We start from the raw sequence: 17,000 nt of genomic DNA, 5'->3' as shown, positions 1-17,000 counted from the left end.
AAAAGTATAAGTCAGGTTTCCTGCTTATACTTTTTTTCTTGATATTCTTTCCATGAAAAGTATAATAGAGCTATTGATAGGAATGAAAGATCAGGTGAGCTTGAATTGAACTATAAAGAGACACTGGAAGCGCTGCACAGCATTCCAAGAAGAAAGAAAGAAGAAAACCTGCACCGCATGAACCGGCTCATGGAGATTCTTGGAAATCCCCATGAAGAACAGCAGTATATTCATGTGGCAGGGACCAACGGGAAAGGTTCCATCTCCAGGATGCTGGAAGAAGTGCTGCTTTTGAGCGGGTACCGGACCGGACTTTTCACTTCTCCCTATATATTCGACTTCCGTGAAAGAATTCAGATCGACAATCAGATGATTTCTGAAGAGGATGTGATCTTCTACTTTGAAAATGTGAAAGCTGCAGGTGAAAAACTGGAGACTGAAGGTTATTCTTTTCCTTCGGAATTTGAAGTGGTCACCGCCATGGCTTTTCTCTATTTCAGAGACCAGAAGGTGGATGTCGCGTTGATTGAAGTGGGGATAGGGGGCCTTTATGATGCGACAAATGTCATAAAGCCGGTACTGTCGCTCATTGCATCCATCAATTTTGATCATACTGCTGTATTAGGGCATACTCTGGACTCCATCGCATGGCATAAAGCTGGAATCATGAAAGGGAATCCCACTATTTCAACCTCACAGCAGCCTGAAGTGCGAAGGGTCCTTAAGAAGAAAGCGGAGGAAGTTTCCTCCAGACTCAAATTCACCAGCACCAGAGAAATGAAGTTTCTTGAAATGGATGGACTTCATCAGAAAATCAGATATGATCTCCGCAGCAGAAAGTCACTCACAATAAGGCTTTCGCTTCTGGGTATCCATCAGATGCTGAATGCAGGTGTGGTTCTTCATGCGGCAGAAGAGCTTAAGCGTCTTGGATATGAAAAGATCAGTGATGAGGCCATCACTCTGGCTCTTGAAAAGGTCCGATGGCCTGGACGTATGGAAGTCATCAGTGAAAAGCCGCTCCTGATCATTGATGGAGCACATAATATGGACGGAGCAATCAATCTGAAAGAAAGCCTTGCTTTCTATTTTCCGGGGAAGAGTGTCATCCTGCTCCTGGGCATGCTTCGGGATAAGGATGTTGAAACCGTCACGAAAGTGCTTTCCCGAAACACGAAGAAGGTGGTCTGCTTCACACCGGACGATTTCAGAGCGCTGGAGGCGGAAAGACTCCTTCCACTGCTGCATGAAGGAGCAGTCGGAGAAACTGCAGATTCCTTCCAGGATGCCATAGAAAAAGCTCTGGATGCGTATGAAGAGGGGGATCTGATTCTCTGTGCAGGATCACTCTATACCATAGGGGATATGGAGCACGCATTTAAAAAGCACAGAACCCGCAAAAGCAGAATATAAACAGAAAATCCGCTGAAGTATATAACCTCAGCGGATTCTTTCTTTGCAGCTTATCTGATGAGTTCCTTATAGAGAAGCTCATAAATTTTTGTGGAATGGTCTTTCCAGTTCTGAACCGATTTATCTGCGGTTTCCTTTGTAGGAAAATTCATGCTGATCTTGATGAGCTCATCCTTGTTTTCAAAGGCGGACAAGGTAACCTGGATGGTTCCATGAGGACCTTCGCTGATTTCATGGGTGATGGTTGTTTCCTTGATCAGATGATTGATATTCTCCACCAGATACTTGTCAATCTCTTTTCTCTTTCGGTCGTGAATTCTGTCCTTGAACATTTCTAAAACTGATTTCCCCTGAGCGGATATGACTATGGCTTCTTTATCATTCACAACATCCAGCTCCACCAGACCCGTTTTGATGAGTTCTTCAATGTACTGCTGTAATTCGAAGTAATTGATATAAATACATTCTAATATGATATTTGAAAACTGGGTTTTCGTCAGGTTCAGTTTTGATTGAGACAGAGTATATAGAATCAGTAGTTTATTTTCAGCTAATGCATTATTCATTCCTCACCCTCCTTGGAGACTACAACAATCATACCCAAAAATTAAATTTATTACAATATAAAAATAGAACGGAAATATCCGGATACTACTGTGTACGTCTTCATATTATTATGATATGCCAGAAATGAAAGCTTGTAATCGACTTCATCTTTGCTATAATAAATTGTAGTACGCTTTTACTCGATGCGCACTGAGATACAACATAAATGGGGGGAACGCAACTTGGAAGAAACAAATGATAACCTGGTCAGACTCGAAGGCTACTTTTTAGATGAACCGGCATTCAGTCATGAGCTCTATGGGGAAGAGTTCTATCATGCGAAATTCTGTGTCAATCGCTTAAGCGATTCGAAAGATATCCTGAACCTTACTATTTCCGGAAAGCTGTTTGAAAAAGAGACTCTTTTCAAGGACAGATATACGAAAGTATCCGGGCAGCTGAGAAGCTACAATAAAGTCGTCGGAGCGAAAAACAAACTGCTTCTGACTGTTTTTGTGAGAGAAATCGATTTTCCGGAAGAAAAAGCGGAAGAACCCAATTCCATTGTTCTTACTGGATTCATCTGTAAAGAACCCGTCTACAGAATGACACCCTTCGGGAGAGAAATCACAGATCTTCTTCTGGCAGTGAACCGTCATTTCAATAAAACGGACTATATTCCGGTCATTGCCTGGGGCAGAAATGCCAAATACACAAAATCCATGTCCATCGGCGACAAGATTCAGATCGATGGCAGACTTCAGTCACGCAGTTATACGAAGACCTATCCGGATGGTCATACGGAAGAGAAGGTGGCCTACGAAGTGTCTTCCTCCATTGTTCATCTGGTGGAATCTGTAAACGATACACCGCAGGAAGATGAAGACTTGGCTGATTTTGAAGAAAAACTGAATATCTCCTGAATTTAGTTGACAGCAATGGAAATCGGTATATAATTAATTCATATTACAAGAGAGTAGGGATATTTATGCTCAAAGGTTTGCTGATATTCCAAAGCCTTATTATCGTGCTCATGTTCATTGCAGCTGTAATGTTTATCATTCAAGGCTTATTTATACAGAGCATCCTCTATCTGGCTATTGGAGCATTATTCACTGGTTATGTGCTGTCAAATAGAAAACATAAACCGGAATGAACCACGAACGGTTGTCTGAAAGGACAACCGTTTCTTTTCGCCCAGATTAGCTTTGATAAAATCAGATTTCATGATAAAATACTAATGTTCTTCATGACTGAAGGAACAATCAAGTACTGGATCAGGAGGTATTGTTATGGACAGTTATCTGGGTTTTTCAGAGATATATGATCAGCTCATCAGTGAAGACATAGACTATGATCACATCGCATCCTTTGTTCTCTCGAAAACTCCAAATCGAAATCTGTACCTGGATCTGGGCTGTGGCACAGGATCTCTCTCGATTCTTGTGGGAAGAGAGTTCAGAGAAACCTATCTTGTGGATCTATCCTCTGATATGCTTACTCAGGCAGTGGATAAATTCAATGCGATGAGGATTCCACACCAGGCGTTCGCCTTGTCCATGCATGAGATCGCATTCCAGGTGAAATTCAGTCTCATCACATCCTCCATCGATGCCATCAACTACATACTGGAGGAACAGGAAGTCCGCATGCTTTTCGATAAAGCATATGAGCATCTGGAAGAGGATGGAGTCTTCATTTTCGATGTGAATTCCGCTTATAAGATCAGAGAAATATTAGGTTCGAAGGATTATGTCTATACCAGAGAAGACCTGGCCTATACCTGGGAGAATTACTATGAAGATGATATCGTGGAGATGGTACTCAATTTCTTTGTAAAAAGAGGAGATCTCTATGAGCGCATAGAAGAAGTACACGAAGAAAGAGCATATGAAGTGAAGACCCTTGTTGAAATGCTTAAAAAGTCAGGATTTAAGGAAATTATAATCTGTGAAGATTATAGTGATACTCCTATTACAGATATTTCAGAAAGAGTAACATTCATTGTTAGAAAGAGGTAATGAAATGGATAAAATAATACACGCAACTGCCCAGAACGGCAGTGTAAGAATCATCGCTGCTGATACAACGGCACTGGTCAATGAAGCAGTGCGTAATCACAACACCATGCCCACAGCTTCCGCAGCATACGGCAGGATGCTCACTGCAGGTGCCCTCATGGGTTCCATGCTGAAAGGCAAGCAGGATTCCGTAACGGTACAGATCAACGGTGGAGGAATTTCTGGCGGTGTTCTGGTCACTGGAAGAGAAGATGGGAGAGTCAAGGGTTACATTGTAAATCCTGATGCAGACCTCCCTGTAAACGAGAAGGGAAAACTCGATGTTTCAGGCATCATCGGTATAGATGGTAAATTCACCGTGATCACGGATTTAGGCATGAAAGAACCTTATGTCAGCTCCGTACCGATTTTCACAGGCGAAATCGCAGAAGATCTGGCCTACTACTATACAGTCTCCGAGCAGACCCCTTCAGCAGTCGCTTTAGGTGTACTGGTGGATGTGGACGGTTCCATCATGAACGCCGGCGGATTCATCATCCAGATGATGCCAGGTGCAGATGAGATGCTGGCGGATCTTTTGATGTATCGTCTGGAAGAGATTCCCAGCATCACAACGCTTCAGCGGGATGGAAACACCATCGTGGAAATCATTGAGTATATCTTCGATGGAATGGACCTTAATATCCTGAGTGAAGGAACCCCTGCACTATATTGCGACTGTTCCAAGGAAAAGGTGGAAAAAGCACTTATTTCCATCGGAAAAGAGGATCTGAAGCAGATTTATGATGACAATGCTTCCGAAGAGCTGATCTGTCATTTCTGCAACAAGAAATATGACTTCTCTCATGAGGATATAGGTCGTTTACTGGATGAACTGAAATAATTCCGCAAACAAGAAAAACCAGATGGAACCGGGTTGTTCCATCTGGTTCATTTATGAAATCGTTTGAATTGAAAATCCGATGAAAATATGTACAAAATTGTCGGTAACACTTGATTTATAAGGCAAATTCTGTTTTAATAATCTTTGTGTTCATAAATAAGGAGGACTAATAATAATGAATAAAGCACAGTTAGTTACAAAGATCGCAGAAAAAACAAATTTTACAAAGAAAGACTCGGAAAAGGTGCTGAAGGCAACAATTGAATCCATCGTGGAAGCACTTACAGAAGGAGACAAGGTTCAGCTTTCAGGGTTCGGTACTTTCGAAGTGAAGAATAGAAAAGCAAGAGTAGGAAGAAATCCTAAGACAAATGAAGAAATTCAGATTCCTGAATTCAAGCAGCCCGCTTTCAGAGCAGGAAAAGACCTGAAGGAAATCATCAACGAATAATATATTATGCATGAATATAAAGAAAGAACAGCTTCGGCTGTTCTTTCTTTGTTTCTTCTGTTTTAATTCTACAGTTCTCTCTTGAAATAGGTTGTATGTAGAAGCTTATGGGCCTTCTCTCCACCTGGTTTACCCAGGAAGTTTTCGTAGAGCTCCTGAATGGCTTTGTTTTCATGAGACATTCTCACTTTATGCTGAGTATCTATCGCATAGATACCAGCGGCTCTCTTTTCGAGGATCTCCAGGTCTCCATGATGGTAGGGTTGTCCGCCTCCGCCTATACAGCCACCAGGACACGCCATGATTTCAATGGCATGGTAATTGCTTTTCCCTTGTCTGATGCTTTCCAGGAGCGTTCTGGCGTTTCCTAGGCCATTTGCGATGGCGAGGTTCAAAGTAAGATCTCCGATGGTGACAGTGGCTTCTCTTAAACCAGCCATGCCTCTCACTTCCGTGAAGTCCACCTTGTCGATGGTTCCGCCGGTGAGCTGAACGGCTGCGGTTCTAAGTGCCGCCTCTATGACACCACCGGTGGTACCGAATATTGAAGCTGCACCGGTTGATTCTCCAAGCGGATTGTCGTAGTCTTCATCATCCAGCATCAGGAAGTTGATGCCGGCTTCCTTGATCATACGTCCGAGCTCTCTGGTTGTGATGACGATATCCACATCCTTGACTCCGCCGTATTCCAGCTCGGGTCTTTCTGCTTCGTATTTCTTCGCAACGCATGGCATCACGGATACCACAATCATATCCTCTTCTTTGATGCCCATCTTTTCGGCGAAATAATGTTTGGTGATGGCACCGAACATCTCATGAGGAGATTTGCAGGTGGATGGAATATCCAGAAGATCAGGGAACTGATGCTCGAAGAACTTCACCCAGGCAGGGCAGCAGCTTGTAAGGATCGGTAGATTCTTGTTGTTTGTGATACGTTCGATCATTTCGTGGGCTTCTTCCATGATGGTCAGATCCGCTGCAAAGTTGGTGTCGAACACATAATCGAATCCGAGGTTTTTCAGAGCTGAAACCATTTTACCGGTGACAACGGTTCCTGGTTCAAGTCCGAAGAGTTCTCCAAGGGCCACTCTTACAGCTGGCGCCACCTGGACGACTACGGTCTTGTCTTTTTTCTCCAGAGCTCTCCATACTTTAGGCACATTGTCCACTTCCACAAGTGCACCCGTTGGACAGACAGCTACGCACTGACCGCAGAATGTACATGCAGTATCTTTCAGCTTGTTATGAAATGCAGGTCCGACTACTGTATCAAACCCTCTATCGAGACCTGAAAGAGCATATACCGTCTGGACTTCATTACACATGGTTTCACATCTTCTGCAGAGGATGCATTTCGAGGAATCTCTGTAAATCGCCTTAGAGGTCTTATCGGAATGAAACAAGGACATTTCTCCTTCATATCTGATCTTTTTGACCCCGAGGTCGTGGGCAATGTTCTGCAGTTCACATTCCTGATTCTTCAGGCAGACCAGGCAGTCCTTAGGATGGTCGGAAATCAGAAGCTCCACCATGGTTCTTCTGGCTCTGATGGCTCGTAAGCTGTCTGTCTTGATCTTCATTCCTTCATAGACCGGGGTGGAACAGGATGGTGCAAGATTTCTTCTACCTTCCACTTCCACTACACAGGCTCTGCAGGATGCCACTTTATTCACCATTTTGATGTCGTGGAGGTCAAGATGGCAAAGGGTAGGGATTGTGATGTTCAGTGTTTCCGCAGCCTGAAGGATCGTGAAATTCTCAGGCACTTGGATTTCTTTATTGTTGATGGTAATATTTACCATTTTTTTCCCTCCTATACAATTTGTACAGCCTTGATCGGCTTCACTGGGCAGGCAGTATAACACGCTCCGCACTTGATGCATATTTCCTGATCAATTTCATGTTTCTCACGAACTTTTCCGGATATGGCATCCACAGGGCATGCTCTGGCACACTTCGTACAGCCGATGCAGGCATCAGTGATGACATATCTGAGCAGATCTCTGCAGACACCTGAAGGACATCTCTTATCTACTATATGTGCACGATATTCGTCTTCGAAGTATTTAATGGTGCTTAATATGGGATTCGGCGCAGTCTGTCCGAGTCCGCATAAGGAAGTGTCTTTAATGGTCTGAGAAAGTTCTTCAAGTTTTTCCAGATCTTCCAGTTCACCTTTACCCGCTGTGATTCTGTTCAGTATTTCAAGCAGTCTCTTGTTTCCGACTCTGCAGGCGGTGCATTTTCCGCAGGATTCTTCCACTGTGAAGTCCAGATAGAATTTCGCGATGTCCACCATACAGTTCTCTTCGTCCATTACGATCATTCCGCCTGAACCCATCATGGAACCGATTCTGCTCAGAGATTCATAATCAATAGGGGTGTCCAGATCTTTTTCTGTAATACATCCACCTGAGGGACCACCGGTCTGAACCGCCTTGAAAGCGTGACCGCCTTTGATTCCACCACCGATTTCATAGATGATTTCTCTTAATGTGATGCCCATAGGCACCTCTACAAGGCCTACATTATTGATTTTACCAGCCAGGGCAAATACCTTGGTTCCTTTGGAGAACTCTGTTCCGATGGAGGAATACCATTCTGGCCCTTTCTGGAAGATGATCGGAATATTGGCAAGGGTTTCCACATTGTTTACACAGGTAGGTTTACCGAAAAGACCTGACTCTGAAGGGTAGGGAGGTTTCGATACAGGTTCTCCTCTATGTCCTTCAATACTCTGGATCAGCGCCGTCTCTTCTCCGCACACAAATGCGCCTGCACCGTATTTGATGACAAGATCGAAATCAAACCCGGAATTCAGTATGTTTTTTCCTAACAGATTGAATGCTTTCGCCTGTTCTATGGCAATCTTCAGACGTTTGATTGCAAGAGGGTACTCTGCTCTGATATATACGACACCTTTGTTGGCACCGATGGCGAATCCGCCTATGGCCATGGCTTCAATGATACTGTGAGGATCTCCCTCCAGTATGGATCTGTCCATGAATGCACCTGGGTCTCCTTCATCGGCATTGCAGATCATATACTTCTCCGGACCCTTGCTACGCAGTGTCATGCCCCACTTGGAACCGGTAGGGAAGCCACCGCCGCCACGTCCTCTAAGACCAGAGGCTTTCAGCGTATCCACCACATTGATGGGTTCTTTGGTCGTGATGATTTCGGCAAGTGCCAGATATCCATCATTTGCAATGTACTCTTCTATTTTCTCAGGATCGATGAGTCCGCAGTTTCTTAAGGCGATACGATTCTGCTTTCTGTAGAAATTCATATGATGCTGCGTATCGATTTTCTCTCTGGTCTTCGGATCGATATACAGAAGACGCTCTACCATCTGACCTTCAACGATATGCTTGGAAATGATTTCATCCACATCATTTTCCGTCACTTCCGTATAAAAGACATCGTCAGGAAAAACCTTTACGATGGGTCCTTTTTCGCAGAATCCGAAACATCCGGTGATATGGCAGGAGGCCTGTTCGGTGAGATTTCTTTTTTCCAGTTCTTCATTGAAATTCTCGACGATTTCCTTGCTTTTCGCACTATGGCATCCAGTTCCGGCGCAGACCAGGATTTCTCTTCTGGTTCCTTTTGGCGCTGCATTTTTTCTCAGAAACAGAAGTCCTTGACTTTTTTCTCTGATATTTTTCAGATCATCTATACTATTTAGCATATTACACCTCGCATTCACTGATGATTTTATTGACATCTTTTGCTTCGACTCTGCCGTAGACCTTGTCGTTCACCATAACGACAGGAGCCAGTCCGCAGGCGCCGACACATCTCAGGGAATCTATGGTGAAGATTCCATCAATGGAAGTTTCTCCTGATTTCATCCTGAGCTGCGACTCGAATTCTCTTAATATCTTGTCCGCTCCACGCACAAAACATGCGGTTCCCATACAGACATTGATTACATTCTTACCTCTGGGTTCTGTTGTGAAGTAGGAGTAGAAGCTGACCACTCCGAAGATCTTCGATTTAGGGACTCCGATTTTCTGACTGATATGACCAACCAGTTCTTCGGAAATATAGCCGAACAGATTCTGTGCGTGATGCAGAACTTCTATGAGATCCGATTCCTTCGCGTTGATTTTCGCAATAAATTCATCCAGTTCCTGAATCTTAGGATTTTGTGATAAAGTACACATTTTCTCTCACCTCTTGTTAAATATTTACCAAACACCCTTAATTATATAGACAATACTATGTATTATCAAGAAATTTCAGTCCATTATGAATTCTTTTCATTAAATGATAAATATTTATCATTTAATTTTCCGATTATGCATCTGCATATCGGTTTCTCTGATTGGTATTTTACAGACCAAAATAGTATGAATTGGCATGCTGTGACAGAATAATTAAGATAACGCAGAAAAAGCGCGTTTCATGAGACGATACACTGCAGTGCACCGAAGTGATAAGCGGTTTGTAACGAGAATTTATAGAAAGGAGGGAAGATATCTGAATCAAACCCTCCTGATTGAATGGTTTTGCACTTAAAATCAGATCAGCTGTTCTTTGTTTACTTGAAATAGGACGCACAATCTGTATTCATGATGAAGATGGATACATCATCCACTTTTGTGCCTGAAAAAATATTGATTTCGTCCTTGAGTATTTCTGCAAGGGCTTTCTTTTCTTCCAGCTCCAGAGAAGGGCACGATACTACATCAATATGAATGAAATCTCCTAAATCCGATTCCATATCAGATCGAAACTCAGACTCATAGAACATGACTCTTACCTGCTGGTCATCCAGAGAAAATCTTCCACCAACACGATAAACGATACTTTTGATCAATCGATTCTTTCTTTCATGCCCACTGCATCTGGGAAAATGAAGTTTTATAGTCAACATCAGTTTTACCTCCTCATCCTGTTATTCCTATTATATCTTATTCTGCTTTTCGGTTATAGTTATTCTTCGAACTTTCAAGTGATGAACCCTAAGAATAATATCTTATGTGAAGTTGACGGAACGGGGTCAATTGGATATAATTAAGTCAATCAAAAATCAAAACACATTGAACAGGAAGAGTACCGACCGGATTCTTTAAAGAGAGGGCTGCCTTGGCTGGAAGCAACCTAAGATGATATTCGCGAAAACCACCTGGGAGTGCAGTACGAAGACGAAAGTATAAGTATCTACGTTTGCCGCGTTAAGGTATTAAGCGAAAGTGACGTTGTGTTGCTTTTAATTAGGGTGGAACCACGATGACTCGTCCCTTTCCGGGACGGGTCTATTTTATTTTATTGGAGGAGATAACATGATTAATCTAAAACTGAAAGACGGAAATGTGATTCAGATTGAAAAAGGATCAACAGTTCTTGATGCCGCCTATGCAATCTCATCAGGCCTTGGACGCGCTGCCATGGCAGGGCGTGTCAATGGGGAGAGAGTGGACATCCGTCATGAACTAAACGAAGACTGCGAACTGGAAATCAGAACCTTTGATGACGAAGACGGCAAGCATGCTTTCAGACATACTTCATCACATATTCTGGCACTGGCTGTGAAAAGGCTTTTCCCTGAGGTGAAGCTTGCCATAGGACCTGCCATTGAAAACGGGTATTACTACGACTTTGATAAAGAGGGCAGTTTTTCTGCAGAAGACCTGACAAAGATCGAAGCGGAAATGAAGAAAATCGTAAAAGAGGACCTGAAGCTGGAAAGATACACACTATCCAGAAATGAAGCACTGAAGCTGATGGAAGAAATGGGTGAACCTTATAAGGTGGAGCTGATCAACGACCTACCAGAAGATGAAGTACTTTCTTTCTATAAGATGGGCGAATTCACAGACCTCTGTGCAGGTCCGCATATCGCATCCACAAAGGCTGTAAAAGCATTCAAGCTGACACAGGTTGCAGGTGCATACTGGAGAGGTTCTGAAAAAAACAAAATGCTGTCCAGAATCTACGGTACTTCCTTCCCTAAAAAGAATGAACTGGATGAATATCTGGCTATGGTGGAAGAAGCGAAGAAGCGGGATCATAATAAGCTAGGCAGAGAGCTCAACATATTCACATCATCTGATATGATCGGACAGGGGCTGCCATTATTCAAGAAAAACGGCACAAAAATCCTTCAGGTCATGAAGCGATTCATTGAAGATGAAGAAGAAAGCCGTGGATATGAGTTCACTCAGACACCACTGATGTCGAAATCCGACCTGTTCAAGGTATCCGGTCACTGGGATCACTACAAGGATGGAATGTTCATCATGTGTCAGGATCCTCATGGACATGGAGATCTGTTCGGTGATGATGTGGAAGGTGAAGTCATGGCATTAAGACCAATGACCTGTCCTTTCCAGTTCGCCATCTATAATTCCGACCAGCACAGCTACAGAGACCTTCCAGTGAAGATGGGAGAAACATCCACACTCTTCAGAAACGAGTCCTCAGGCGAAATGCACGGGCTTACCAGAGTCAGACAGTTCACCATCTCAGAAGGTCATCTGATTGTAAGACCTGATCAGCTGGAAGAAGAATTCAGAGGTGTACTGGATCTGACGAATTATGTTATGGAAACCCTTGGCATCAAGGAAGACATCACTTACAGATTCTCCAAATGGGATCCAAAGGATACACATAAGTACATCAACAATCCAGAAGCATGGGAAAGCACGCAGAACACCATGAGAGAAATTCTGAATCATGCAGGACTTGATTATGTGGAAGCAGAAGGAGAGGCCGCTTTCTATGGCCCTAAACTCGACCTGCAGATGAAGAACGTTCATGGTAAGGAAGACACCATCATCACAGTGCAGATCGACTTCGCTCTTCCTGAAAGATTCAACATGACGTACGTGGATAAAGACGGGCAGAAGAAGCATCCGATTGTCATCCATAGAACCAGCATCGGCTGCTATGAAAGAACCCTTGCGATTCTCATAGAGAAATATGCCGGAGCAATGCCTCTGTGGCTGGCTCCAGTTCAGGTGAAACTTCTTCCGATTTCAGAAAAATTCCATGATTACGTGGAGGAAGTCCTGGCAAAGATGAAGAAGATGGGTATCCGTGCGGAAATGGATGACAGAAACGAGAAAATCGGATACAAGATCCGTGAAGCAAGAAATGAAAGAATTCCATACTTTGTGGTCATCGGAGAGCAGGAAAAGGAAACTGGTACGCTGGCGGTGACAAGCCGTGAAAAAGGCAACGAAGGTTCTGCAGATCTTACTGAATTCATCAATAGAGTACTGCAGGAGAATGAGACAAGATACAATTATCATTTTGCGCCAAAGAACACAGAAGAATAAAAGTTGAGGCGATGATTTGAATAAATGTGTTGTATGTGGAAAACCTGGAGACACACATCATATCATTCATAAAGATGAGGGAGGACTTGAATATCCTCTGAATCGGATCTATCTCTGTGCGCAGCATCATAGGGGGATGTCAGGTCCTCATAAAGACCCTGATACCGATCTGAAATACAAGCGGGCACTGCAGAATCGGCTGCAGAATCTGTTTCATGAAGATTTCTACAGAAAAGAGGAAATCAGGAAAAGAGCTGAATTATCAAACAGCCTTCTAAGAACGCTTGTGAAGACACTGAAAAGATATAAGGAAGGCTATCGAAGAATTGACATCATCGATTTTCTCATGAGTGGTCATCAGCTTGTAGAAGAAGAAGAAGATTACTACGACCCCTTGGTATGATGGATGGCCTTAACTGGATTACGAAAGAAAGATCTGTTTTCAGATCTTTCTTTTTTTTGAAAATCCTTGACTATCACAATGATAGTGTTATCTTAAAAATATCAAGTATTTAAGTAGAGGTGGTTTAGTTGAAAGCAGCAGTAGTATATTCTTCAAAAACAGGATTCACTAGGAAATATGCCCATTGGATTGCAGAAGACCTTTCTCTGGAGGCATATGATCTCAAATATGATCTCAATGAAGTGAAAAATCTCAAAGAAGTATTAAGTGGAATTGATACACTGATTTTCGGCGGAGGGCTGTATGCCATCGGCATCAATGGACTGAAAAAGGTGATGGATGAAGATCAGGTGGATGGGATTCCTAATGTTTTTGTATTCTGTACAGGTCTATCCCTTCGTTCGGAAGAGGTTCAGAGAGAAATATTTGAGAATAACCTGAAAGATGTTGAAAAAAAGAATGTAAAACTATACTATTATAGAGGCGGATTCGACTTCAGAAAACTGAGCTTCATCGATCGACTGCTCATGAGGCTCATGAAACTGAAGATCGATATGAAAAAGAAGAAGAGACCACTGACTTCAGACGAAAAGGGAATGCTTGCGGTATTTCACAGGCAAGTGGATTTCACCGATCGTGAACTGATCAGAGATCTGGTTCAGGAGGTGCAGTCACTATAAAGTGCAGCTATGCCTCTTTCAGCCGAAATAATTGATTTGGAAGAATTCCAGAAGGAGAAACATGAGAGATTATATAATTGTTGCACTGATCGGTTATTTACTTGGCAATATCCAATCGGGTTATCTGCTTGGAAGACTGATTAAAAAAGTCGATATCAGAAACTTAGGACAGGGAAACGCCGGAGCATCCAATGCTGTGGAATCCCTGGGGTGGAAATTCGGCGTCGTTGTGGCACTCATCGATATACTGAAAGGCGTATTTGCGGTCCTTCTGGTGAAACATCTGTTCTCTGTGGGATTCAACAAAGAAGGTGCACTGCTGTTGTACATTGGTGGATACTCCGCCATCCTCGGTCATATTTATCCTTTCTTCATGAAATTCAAGGGAGGAAAGGGAACTGCAACCCTGATCGGAATTCTTCTGGGCATGAATCCGGTCTACGGCATCATTGCCATGTTCATCATAGCAGGTGTGACCTTCGCAACGGACTATATCGCCATTGGAACATTATCACTGCTGATTTATGTTCTGTTCATGACCATCTTCAAGGATCTTGGTTTATGGCCGGTCATGATTACCCTACTAGGAGGACTCTTGAGCATAAAACTTCATATACCGAATTTCAAAAGAATCCTAAACGGTGAGGAGACAAAGCTCTCGACTGTACTGCATCGAAAAAAAGATTCAAAATAAAGAAAGACTAGGCATTTACTGAATGCCTAGTCTTTCTTTATCAAGGACTCCGTAGAACCTCTTGCTTTAAGTGTGAGAAGTGTCATCTGCCGAACCAGATTTCAATTTCTCTTGCGGCGCTTTCTTCCGAATCTGATGCATGAACCGTATTGTAGGTCTTTGTCTCCCCATAAAGCTTTCTGATGGTTCCATCAGCGGCTTCCAGCGGATCGGTCTTCCCGTTGATTTCACGTACAAGTGCGATGGCGTCATCACCTTCCAGCACCAGAGCCACCAGGGGACTTCTTGTGATATAGTTCATGAGATTCTCGAAATAGGGTCTTCCTATGTGTTCCTCATAATGCTTCATTGCAGTCTCTTTATCTGCATTCAGCATTTTCAGTGCGGTCACCTTCAGTCCTCGGTCTTCATAGAGACTGAGTATTCTCCCGATGAGATTTCTCTCCACGGCATCCGGTTTGATCAGTACCAGTGTCTTTTCCATAAAATTCTCCTAACATCATTGATTTCTCTGAATAAATTATATCAGTATTATGCGCTGTTTCATAGAACAATGGTCCTGAGTTATACCAGAACATTATGCTATACTGATTGAAAAAGAGGTGAGAACATATGTCAGAAAGAGAAACCCATCCCTTTGGTCCCGTATATGATGAAACATCCCGTATTCTGATACTAGGAAGTTTCCCTTCCGTGAAGTCAAGAGAAGAAAGCTTCTTTTACGGGCATCCGCAGAACAGATTCTGGAAAGTCCTAAAAGCCGTTACGGGATATCAGGGGGAAGTAAGTACCATCGAAGAGAAAAAAGATATGCTGAAGATGTATCACATTGCCCTCTGGGATACCATCGCATCCAGCGACATCGAAGGTTCCAGCGACTCCAGTATCCGGAATGTGGTGGCAAACGACTTCTCAGAAATTCTGGAGACAGGGAAGATCCGTGCCATCTTCTGCAATGGTAATACGTCCTTTACGCTGTATGGAAAATACTGCGCGGACGCAACCGGCATTGCCGCCAGAGTACTTCCTTCCACAAGTCCAGCCAATGCTTCCTGGTCACTGCAGAAACTCATAGAACAGTGGCACAGGGAATTATCCCCCTATATCTGACTCGCGTATTCCCGTTTTCTTCATACATCTCTGGTCAGCATTTTCGTATGAAGCCGGTCTATCCCCAAAGCGCCCAGAGGTGCTGTAAGCATGATTGCAAGAACCGCAAGACTCAGAATGGTGCTTCCAGCCGCTACGCCCTGTGCTAGCGGAATGGTTCCTATGGCCGCCTGCACCGTGGCTTTTGGAAGATACGCTATGGCCGTGAAAAGCCTTTCCTTCCTGTTCAGATTCGTCTTGATAAGACTGATGAACACACCGATCATTCTAAACAGAAGAGCAGCCCCAATCAGAATCACACTTCTGAATCCGACACCGGAGAGTGCCTCTATCTCCACTGCCGCACCTACCAGGACAAACAGAAGGATCTCCGCACCTACCCAGATTTTGGAGAATTTGCCGATGATTCTTTTCGCCAGCATCTCATACCCTTTGAGAATCGTTCCTCCCAGCGCCATGACTGCAAGAAGTCCGGAAAGAGGGAAGTATGGCGCAATGAGGTCTTCAAAGCTCATGAAAAGGAAGGATACGCTCAATATGATCAGCACCTTGATGGTATCTCTGATATGAATCATCCTGAACACTTTCACCATAAGAAGCCCAGCAATGATTCCCAGCGCTAAGCCGGAAAGGACAGATACCGGGACAGAAAGAAAAACACCTGCATTCAGCTGATTTCCACCATACAATCCAAGAAAAGCGGTGAATAATACAATGACGTAAATGTCATCTACAGAAGCTCCAGCAAGAACCAGCTGTGGAATCCGTTTTTTTCTTCCATATCCGCTCTCCATAAGGTGAATCATTCTAGGCACCACAACTGCAGGGGATACTGCACTAAGTACAGCGCCCAGAATCAGCGCCTCAATGAAGCTGATCCCCAGAAGCGGGGGAGCAATGAGCGATATGGCCAGAATTTCAAAGGTGGCTGGGATAAAGCTCATGAGCACAGCTGGTCTTCCTACCTTCTTCAGGTCGCGAAGATCCAGAGTGAGTCCCGCCCGCAGGAGGATGACGATCAGCGCGATTTCCCTCAGATCTTTGGAAATGTTCAAAATATCCTTTGAAATGAGATCCAGACCTTGCGGTCCGAGAAGAATACCGGTGAAGATAAGTCCGATGAGTCCCGGGATTCTGAATCTGTTCAGAATCCCGCTTAAGGAAAATCCGATAATGAGGATCAGTGATAAACTAAGTAACATGTTTTCCCTCCGTAATAATATGAATTTATAATACAAAAGCTGATGATCTCTGCAAGAAACTGCAGAAGTCATCAGCCGGAACAGCGGTTTTAGCCTCATGGGCTACGGGAGATCTTCATTCCCGACTTTCCTATAATAGCACAGATGACAGAACATGAAAACAAAAAAATCAGAGCATCTTCTGATGCTCTGAACTTAGGGGAAATGATATGTTATCTGTTTCTTCCGAATCCGTTGCCGTTTCCATTACCAGCGCCGTCTTTCAGACCATTGCCTTCGCCGTTCTGAAGTCCTTCTCCGTTTCCCAG

17 protein-coding genes, 1 riboswitch and 1 other annotated feature are annotated in these 17,000 nt (G+C 43.6%); of the genes, 10 read left to right on the top strand and 7 right to left on the bottom strand.

What is annotated here, in order from left to right:
- The first annotated feature begins 105 nt into the window (after positions 1-105).
- Entirely contained in the window at positions 106-1,413 is a 1,308-nt protein-coding gene (locus ACHAL6_RS07685) for a bifunctional folylpolyglutamate synthase/dihydrofolate synthase (RefSeq protein WP_395269811.1), read from the top strand.
- Positions 1,414-1,463: 50 nt separating this feature from the next.
- Here the strand turns inward: ACHAL6_RS07685 and ACHAL6_RS07680 are convergent, their stop codons facing one another.
- Positions 1,464-1,979 carry a DUF4364 family protein gene (locus ACHAL6_RS07680; protein ID WP_395269809.1) on the bottom strand — a complete coding sequence of 172 codons (516 nt, stop codon included), beginning with the start codon at positions 1,977-1,979 and terminating at the stop codon, positions 1,464-1,466.
- Positions 1,980-2,162: 183 nt separating this feature from the next.
- On the opposite strand from ACHAL6_RS07680, the gene ACHAL6_RS07675 reads away from it, so the two are divergent.
- The 4 genes from ACHAL6_RS07675 (at position 2,163) to ACHAL6_RS07660 (ending at position 5,314) form a co-directional block, all read left to right on the top strand.
- Positions 2,163-2,882 (top strand): single-stranded DNA-binding protein, encoded by a 720-nt coding sequence (locus tag ACHAL6_RS07675; protein WP_395269807.1) that lies wholly within the window; start codon positions 2,163-2,165, stop codon positions 2,880-2,882.
- Between the two features lie 369 nt (positions 2,883-3,251).
- Positions 3,252-3,980 (top strand): class I SAM-dependent DNA methyltransferase, encoded by a 729-nt coding sequence (locus tag ACHAL6_RS07670; protein WP_395269805.1) that lies wholly within the window; start codon positions 3,252-3,254, stop codon positions 3,978-3,980.
- A gap of 4 nt (positions 3,981-3,984) precedes the next feature.
- Complete coding sequence (gene hslO / locus ACHAL6_RS07665) at positions 3,985-4,863, top strand: Hsp33 family molecular chaperone HslO (protein WP_395269803.1); 879 nt, start codon at positions 3,985-3,987, stop codon at positions 4,861-4,863.
- A 175-nt stretch (positions 4,864-5,038) separates the two neighbouring features.
- Complete coding sequence (locus tag ACHAL6_RS07660; protein ID WP_207600768.1) at positions 5,039-5,314, top strand: HU family DNA-binding protein; 276 nt, start codon at positions 5,039-5,041, stop codon at positions 5,312-5,314.
- 68 nt (positions 5,315-5,382) lie between these two features.
- On the opposite strand, the gene ACHAL6_RS07655 is transcribed toward ACHAL6_RS07660, so the two are convergent.
- The 4 genes from ACHAL6_RS07655 to ACHAL6_RS07640 all read right to left on the bottom strand — a co-directional run bounded on the left by ACHAL6_RS07655 (position 5,383) and on the right by ACHAL6_RS07640 (position 10,196).
- Positions 5,383-7,116 carry an NADH-dependent [FeFe] hydrogenase, group A6 gene (locus ACHAL6_RS07655; protein WP_395269801.1) on the bottom strand — a complete coding sequence of 578 codons (1,734 nt, stop codon included), beginning with the start codon at positions 7,114-7,116 and terminating at the stop codon, positions 5,383-5,385.
- Positions 7,117-7,127: 11 nt separating this feature from the next.
- Positions 7,128-9,005 (bottom strand): NADH-ubiquinone oxidoreductase-F iron-sulfur binding region domain-containing protein, encoded by a 1,878-nt coding sequence (locus ACHAL6_RS07650; protein WP_395269799.1) that lies wholly within the window; start codon positions 9,003-9,005, stop codon positions 7,128-7,130.
- A 1-nt stretch (position 9,006) separates the two neighbouring features.
- Positions 9,007-9,483, bottom strand: coding sequence for an NAD(P)H-dependent oxidoreductase subunit E (locus ACHAL6_RS07645; protein ID WP_395269797.1), 477 nt, complete (start codon positions 9,481-9,483; stop codon positions 9,007-9,009).
- A gap of 377 nt (positions 9,484-9,860) precedes the next feature.
- Positions 9,861-10,196, bottom strand: coding sequence for a hypothetical protein (locus ACHAL6_RS07640; protein WP_395269795.1), 336 nt, complete (start codon positions 10,194-10,196; stop codon positions 9,861-9,863).
- Positions 10,197-10,353: 157 nt separating this feature from the next.
- Positions 10,354-10,568: a binding site (T-box leader), on the top strand.
- Positions 10,569-10,605: 37 nt separating this feature from the next.
- Between ACHAL6_RS07640 and thrS the strand changes: the two genes are divergently transcribed.
- From thrS to ACHAL6_RS07620, 4 genes are all read left to right on the top strand, one after another.
- On the top strand, positions 10,606-12,603 hold the full coding sequence (gene thrS / locus ACHAL6_RS07635) for a threonine--tRNA ligase (protein WP_395269793.1): 1,998 nt from the start codon (positions 10,606-10,608) through the stop codon (positions 12,601-12,603).
- Positions 12,604-12,619: 16 nt separating this feature from the next.
- Positions 12,620-13,006 carry an HNH endonuclease signature motif containing protein gene (locus tag ACHAL6_RS07630; protein ID WP_395269791.1) on the top strand — a complete coding sequence of 129 codons (387 nt, stop codon included), beginning with the start codon at positions 12,620-12,622 and terminating at the stop codon, positions 13,004-13,006.
- 128 nt (positions 13,007-13,134) lie between these two features.
- Complete coding sequence (locus ACHAL6_RS07625; RefSeq protein WP_395269789.1) at positions 13,135-13,686, top strand: flavodoxin domain-containing protein; 552 nt, start codon at positions 13,135-13,137, stop codon at positions 13,684-13,686.
- Positions 13,687-13,747: 61 nt separating this feature from the next.
- Complete coding sequence (locus ACHAL6_RS07620; RefSeq protein ID WP_395269787.1) at positions 13,748-14,380, top strand: glycerol-3-phosphate acyltransferase; 633 nt, start codon at positions 13,748-13,750, stop codon at positions 14,378-14,380.
- Between the two features lie 82 nt (positions 14,381-14,462).
- Here ACHAL6_RS07620 and ndk read toward each other — a convergent pair whose 3' ends face one another.
- The gene (ndk, locus tag ACHAL6_RS07615) at positions 14,463-14,864 is read right to left on the bottom strand and encodes a nucleoside-diphosphate kinase (protein ID WP_395269786.1); all 402 of its coding nucleotides are present in this window, start codon (positions 14,862-14,864) and stop codon (positions 14,463-14,465) included.
- Positions 14,865-14,992: 128 nt separating this feature from the next.
- Here ndk and ACHAL6_RS07610 point away from each other — a divergent pair, with 128 nt between their 5' ends.
- Entirely contained in the window at positions 14,993-15,490 is a 498-nt protein-coding gene (locus tag ACHAL6_RS07610) for a DNA-deoxyinosine glycosylase (protein WP_395269784.1), read from the top strand.
- A gap of 20 nt (positions 15,491-15,510) precedes the next feature.
- Here the strand turns inward: ACHAL6_RS07610 and ACHAL6_RS07605 are convergent, their stop codons facing one another.
- The gene (locus ACHAL6_RS07605) at positions 15,511-16,692 is read right to left on the bottom strand and encodes a cation:proton antiporter (RefSeq protein ID WP_395269782.1); all 1,182 of its coding nucleotides are present in this window, start codon (positions 16,690-16,692) and stop codon (positions 15,511-15,513) included.
- Between the two features lie 55 nt (positions 16,693-16,747).
- A riboswitch (Fluoride riboswitch) is annotated at positions 16,748-16,824 on the bottom strand.
- Positions 16,825-17,000: the final 176 nt, after the last annotated feature.

The organism is Proteiniclasticum sp. C24MP (assembly GCF_043951855.1).
In the GTDB taxonomy this organism is placed as follows: domain Bacteria; phylum Bacillota; class Clostridia; order Clostridiales; family Clostridiaceae; genus Proteiniclasticum.
Note: the sequence above shows the minus strand (reverse complement) of the source record. Positions and strands in the feature narration are given on the sequence as shown.

What these genes read in the sequence shown, in the direction of transcription:
- ACHAL6_RS07610 (WP_395269784.1), top strand. Translation starts at nt 14,993, where the DNA reads ATGTCAGAAAGAGAAACCCATCCCTTTGGTCCCGTATATGATGAAACA.
- ndk (WP_395269786.1), bottom strand. Translation starts at nt 14,864, where the DNA reads ATGGAAAAGACACTGGTACTGATCAAACCGGATGCCGTGGAGAGAAAT.
- ACHAL6_RS07605 (WP_395269782.1), bottom strand. Translation starts at nt 16,692, where the DNA reads ATGTTACTTAGTTTATCACTGATCCTCATTATCGGATTTTCCTTAAGC.
- ACHAL6_RS07645 (WP_395269797.1), bottom strand. Translation starts at nt 9,483, where the DNA reads ATGTGTACTTTATCACAAAATCCTAAGATTCAGGAACTGGATGAATTT.
- ACHAL6_RS07655 (WP_395269801.1), bottom strand. Translation starts at nt 7,116, where the DNA reads ATGGTAAATATTACCATCAACAATAAAGAAATCCAAGTGCCTGAGAAT.
- ACHAL6_RS07640 (WP_395269795.1), bottom strand. Translation starts at nt 10,196, where the DNA reads ATGTTGACTATAAAACTTCATTTTCCCAGATGCAGTGGGCATGAAAGA.
- ACHAL6_RS07650 (WP_395269799.1), bottom strand. Translation starts at nt 9,005, where the DNA reads ATGCTAAATAGTATAGATGATCTGAAAAATATCAGAGAAAAAAGTCAA.
- hslO (WP_395269803.1), top strand. Translation starts at nt 3,985, where the DNA reads ATGGATAAAATAATACACGCAACTGCCCAGAACGGCAGTGTAAGAATC.
- ACHAL6_RS07680 (WP_395269809.1), bottom strand. Translation starts at nt 1,979, where the DNA reads ATGAATAATGCATTAGCTGAAAATAAACTACTGATTCTATATACTCTG.
- ACHAL6_RS07670 (WP_395269805.1), top strand. Translation starts at nt 3,252, where the DNA reads ATGGACAGTTATCTGGGTTTTTCAGAGATATATGATCAGCTCATCAGT.
- ACHAL6_RS07660 (WP_207600768.1), top strand. Translation starts at nt 5,039, where the DNA reads ATGAATAAAGCACAGTTAGTTACAAAGATCGCAGAAAAAACAAATTTT.
- ACHAL6_RS07675 (WP_395269807.1), top strand. Translation starts at nt 2,163, where the DNA reads ATGCGCACTGAGATACAACATAAATGGGGGGAACGCAACTTGGAAGAA.
- ACHAL6_RS07620 (WP_395269787.1), top strand. Translation starts at nt 13,748, where the DNA reads ATGAGAGATTATATAATTGTTGCACTGATCGGTTATTTACTTGGCAAT.
- thrS (WP_395269793.1), top strand. Translation starts at nt 10,606, where the DNA reads ATGATTAATCTAAAACTGAAAGACGGAAATGTGATTCAGATTGAAAAA.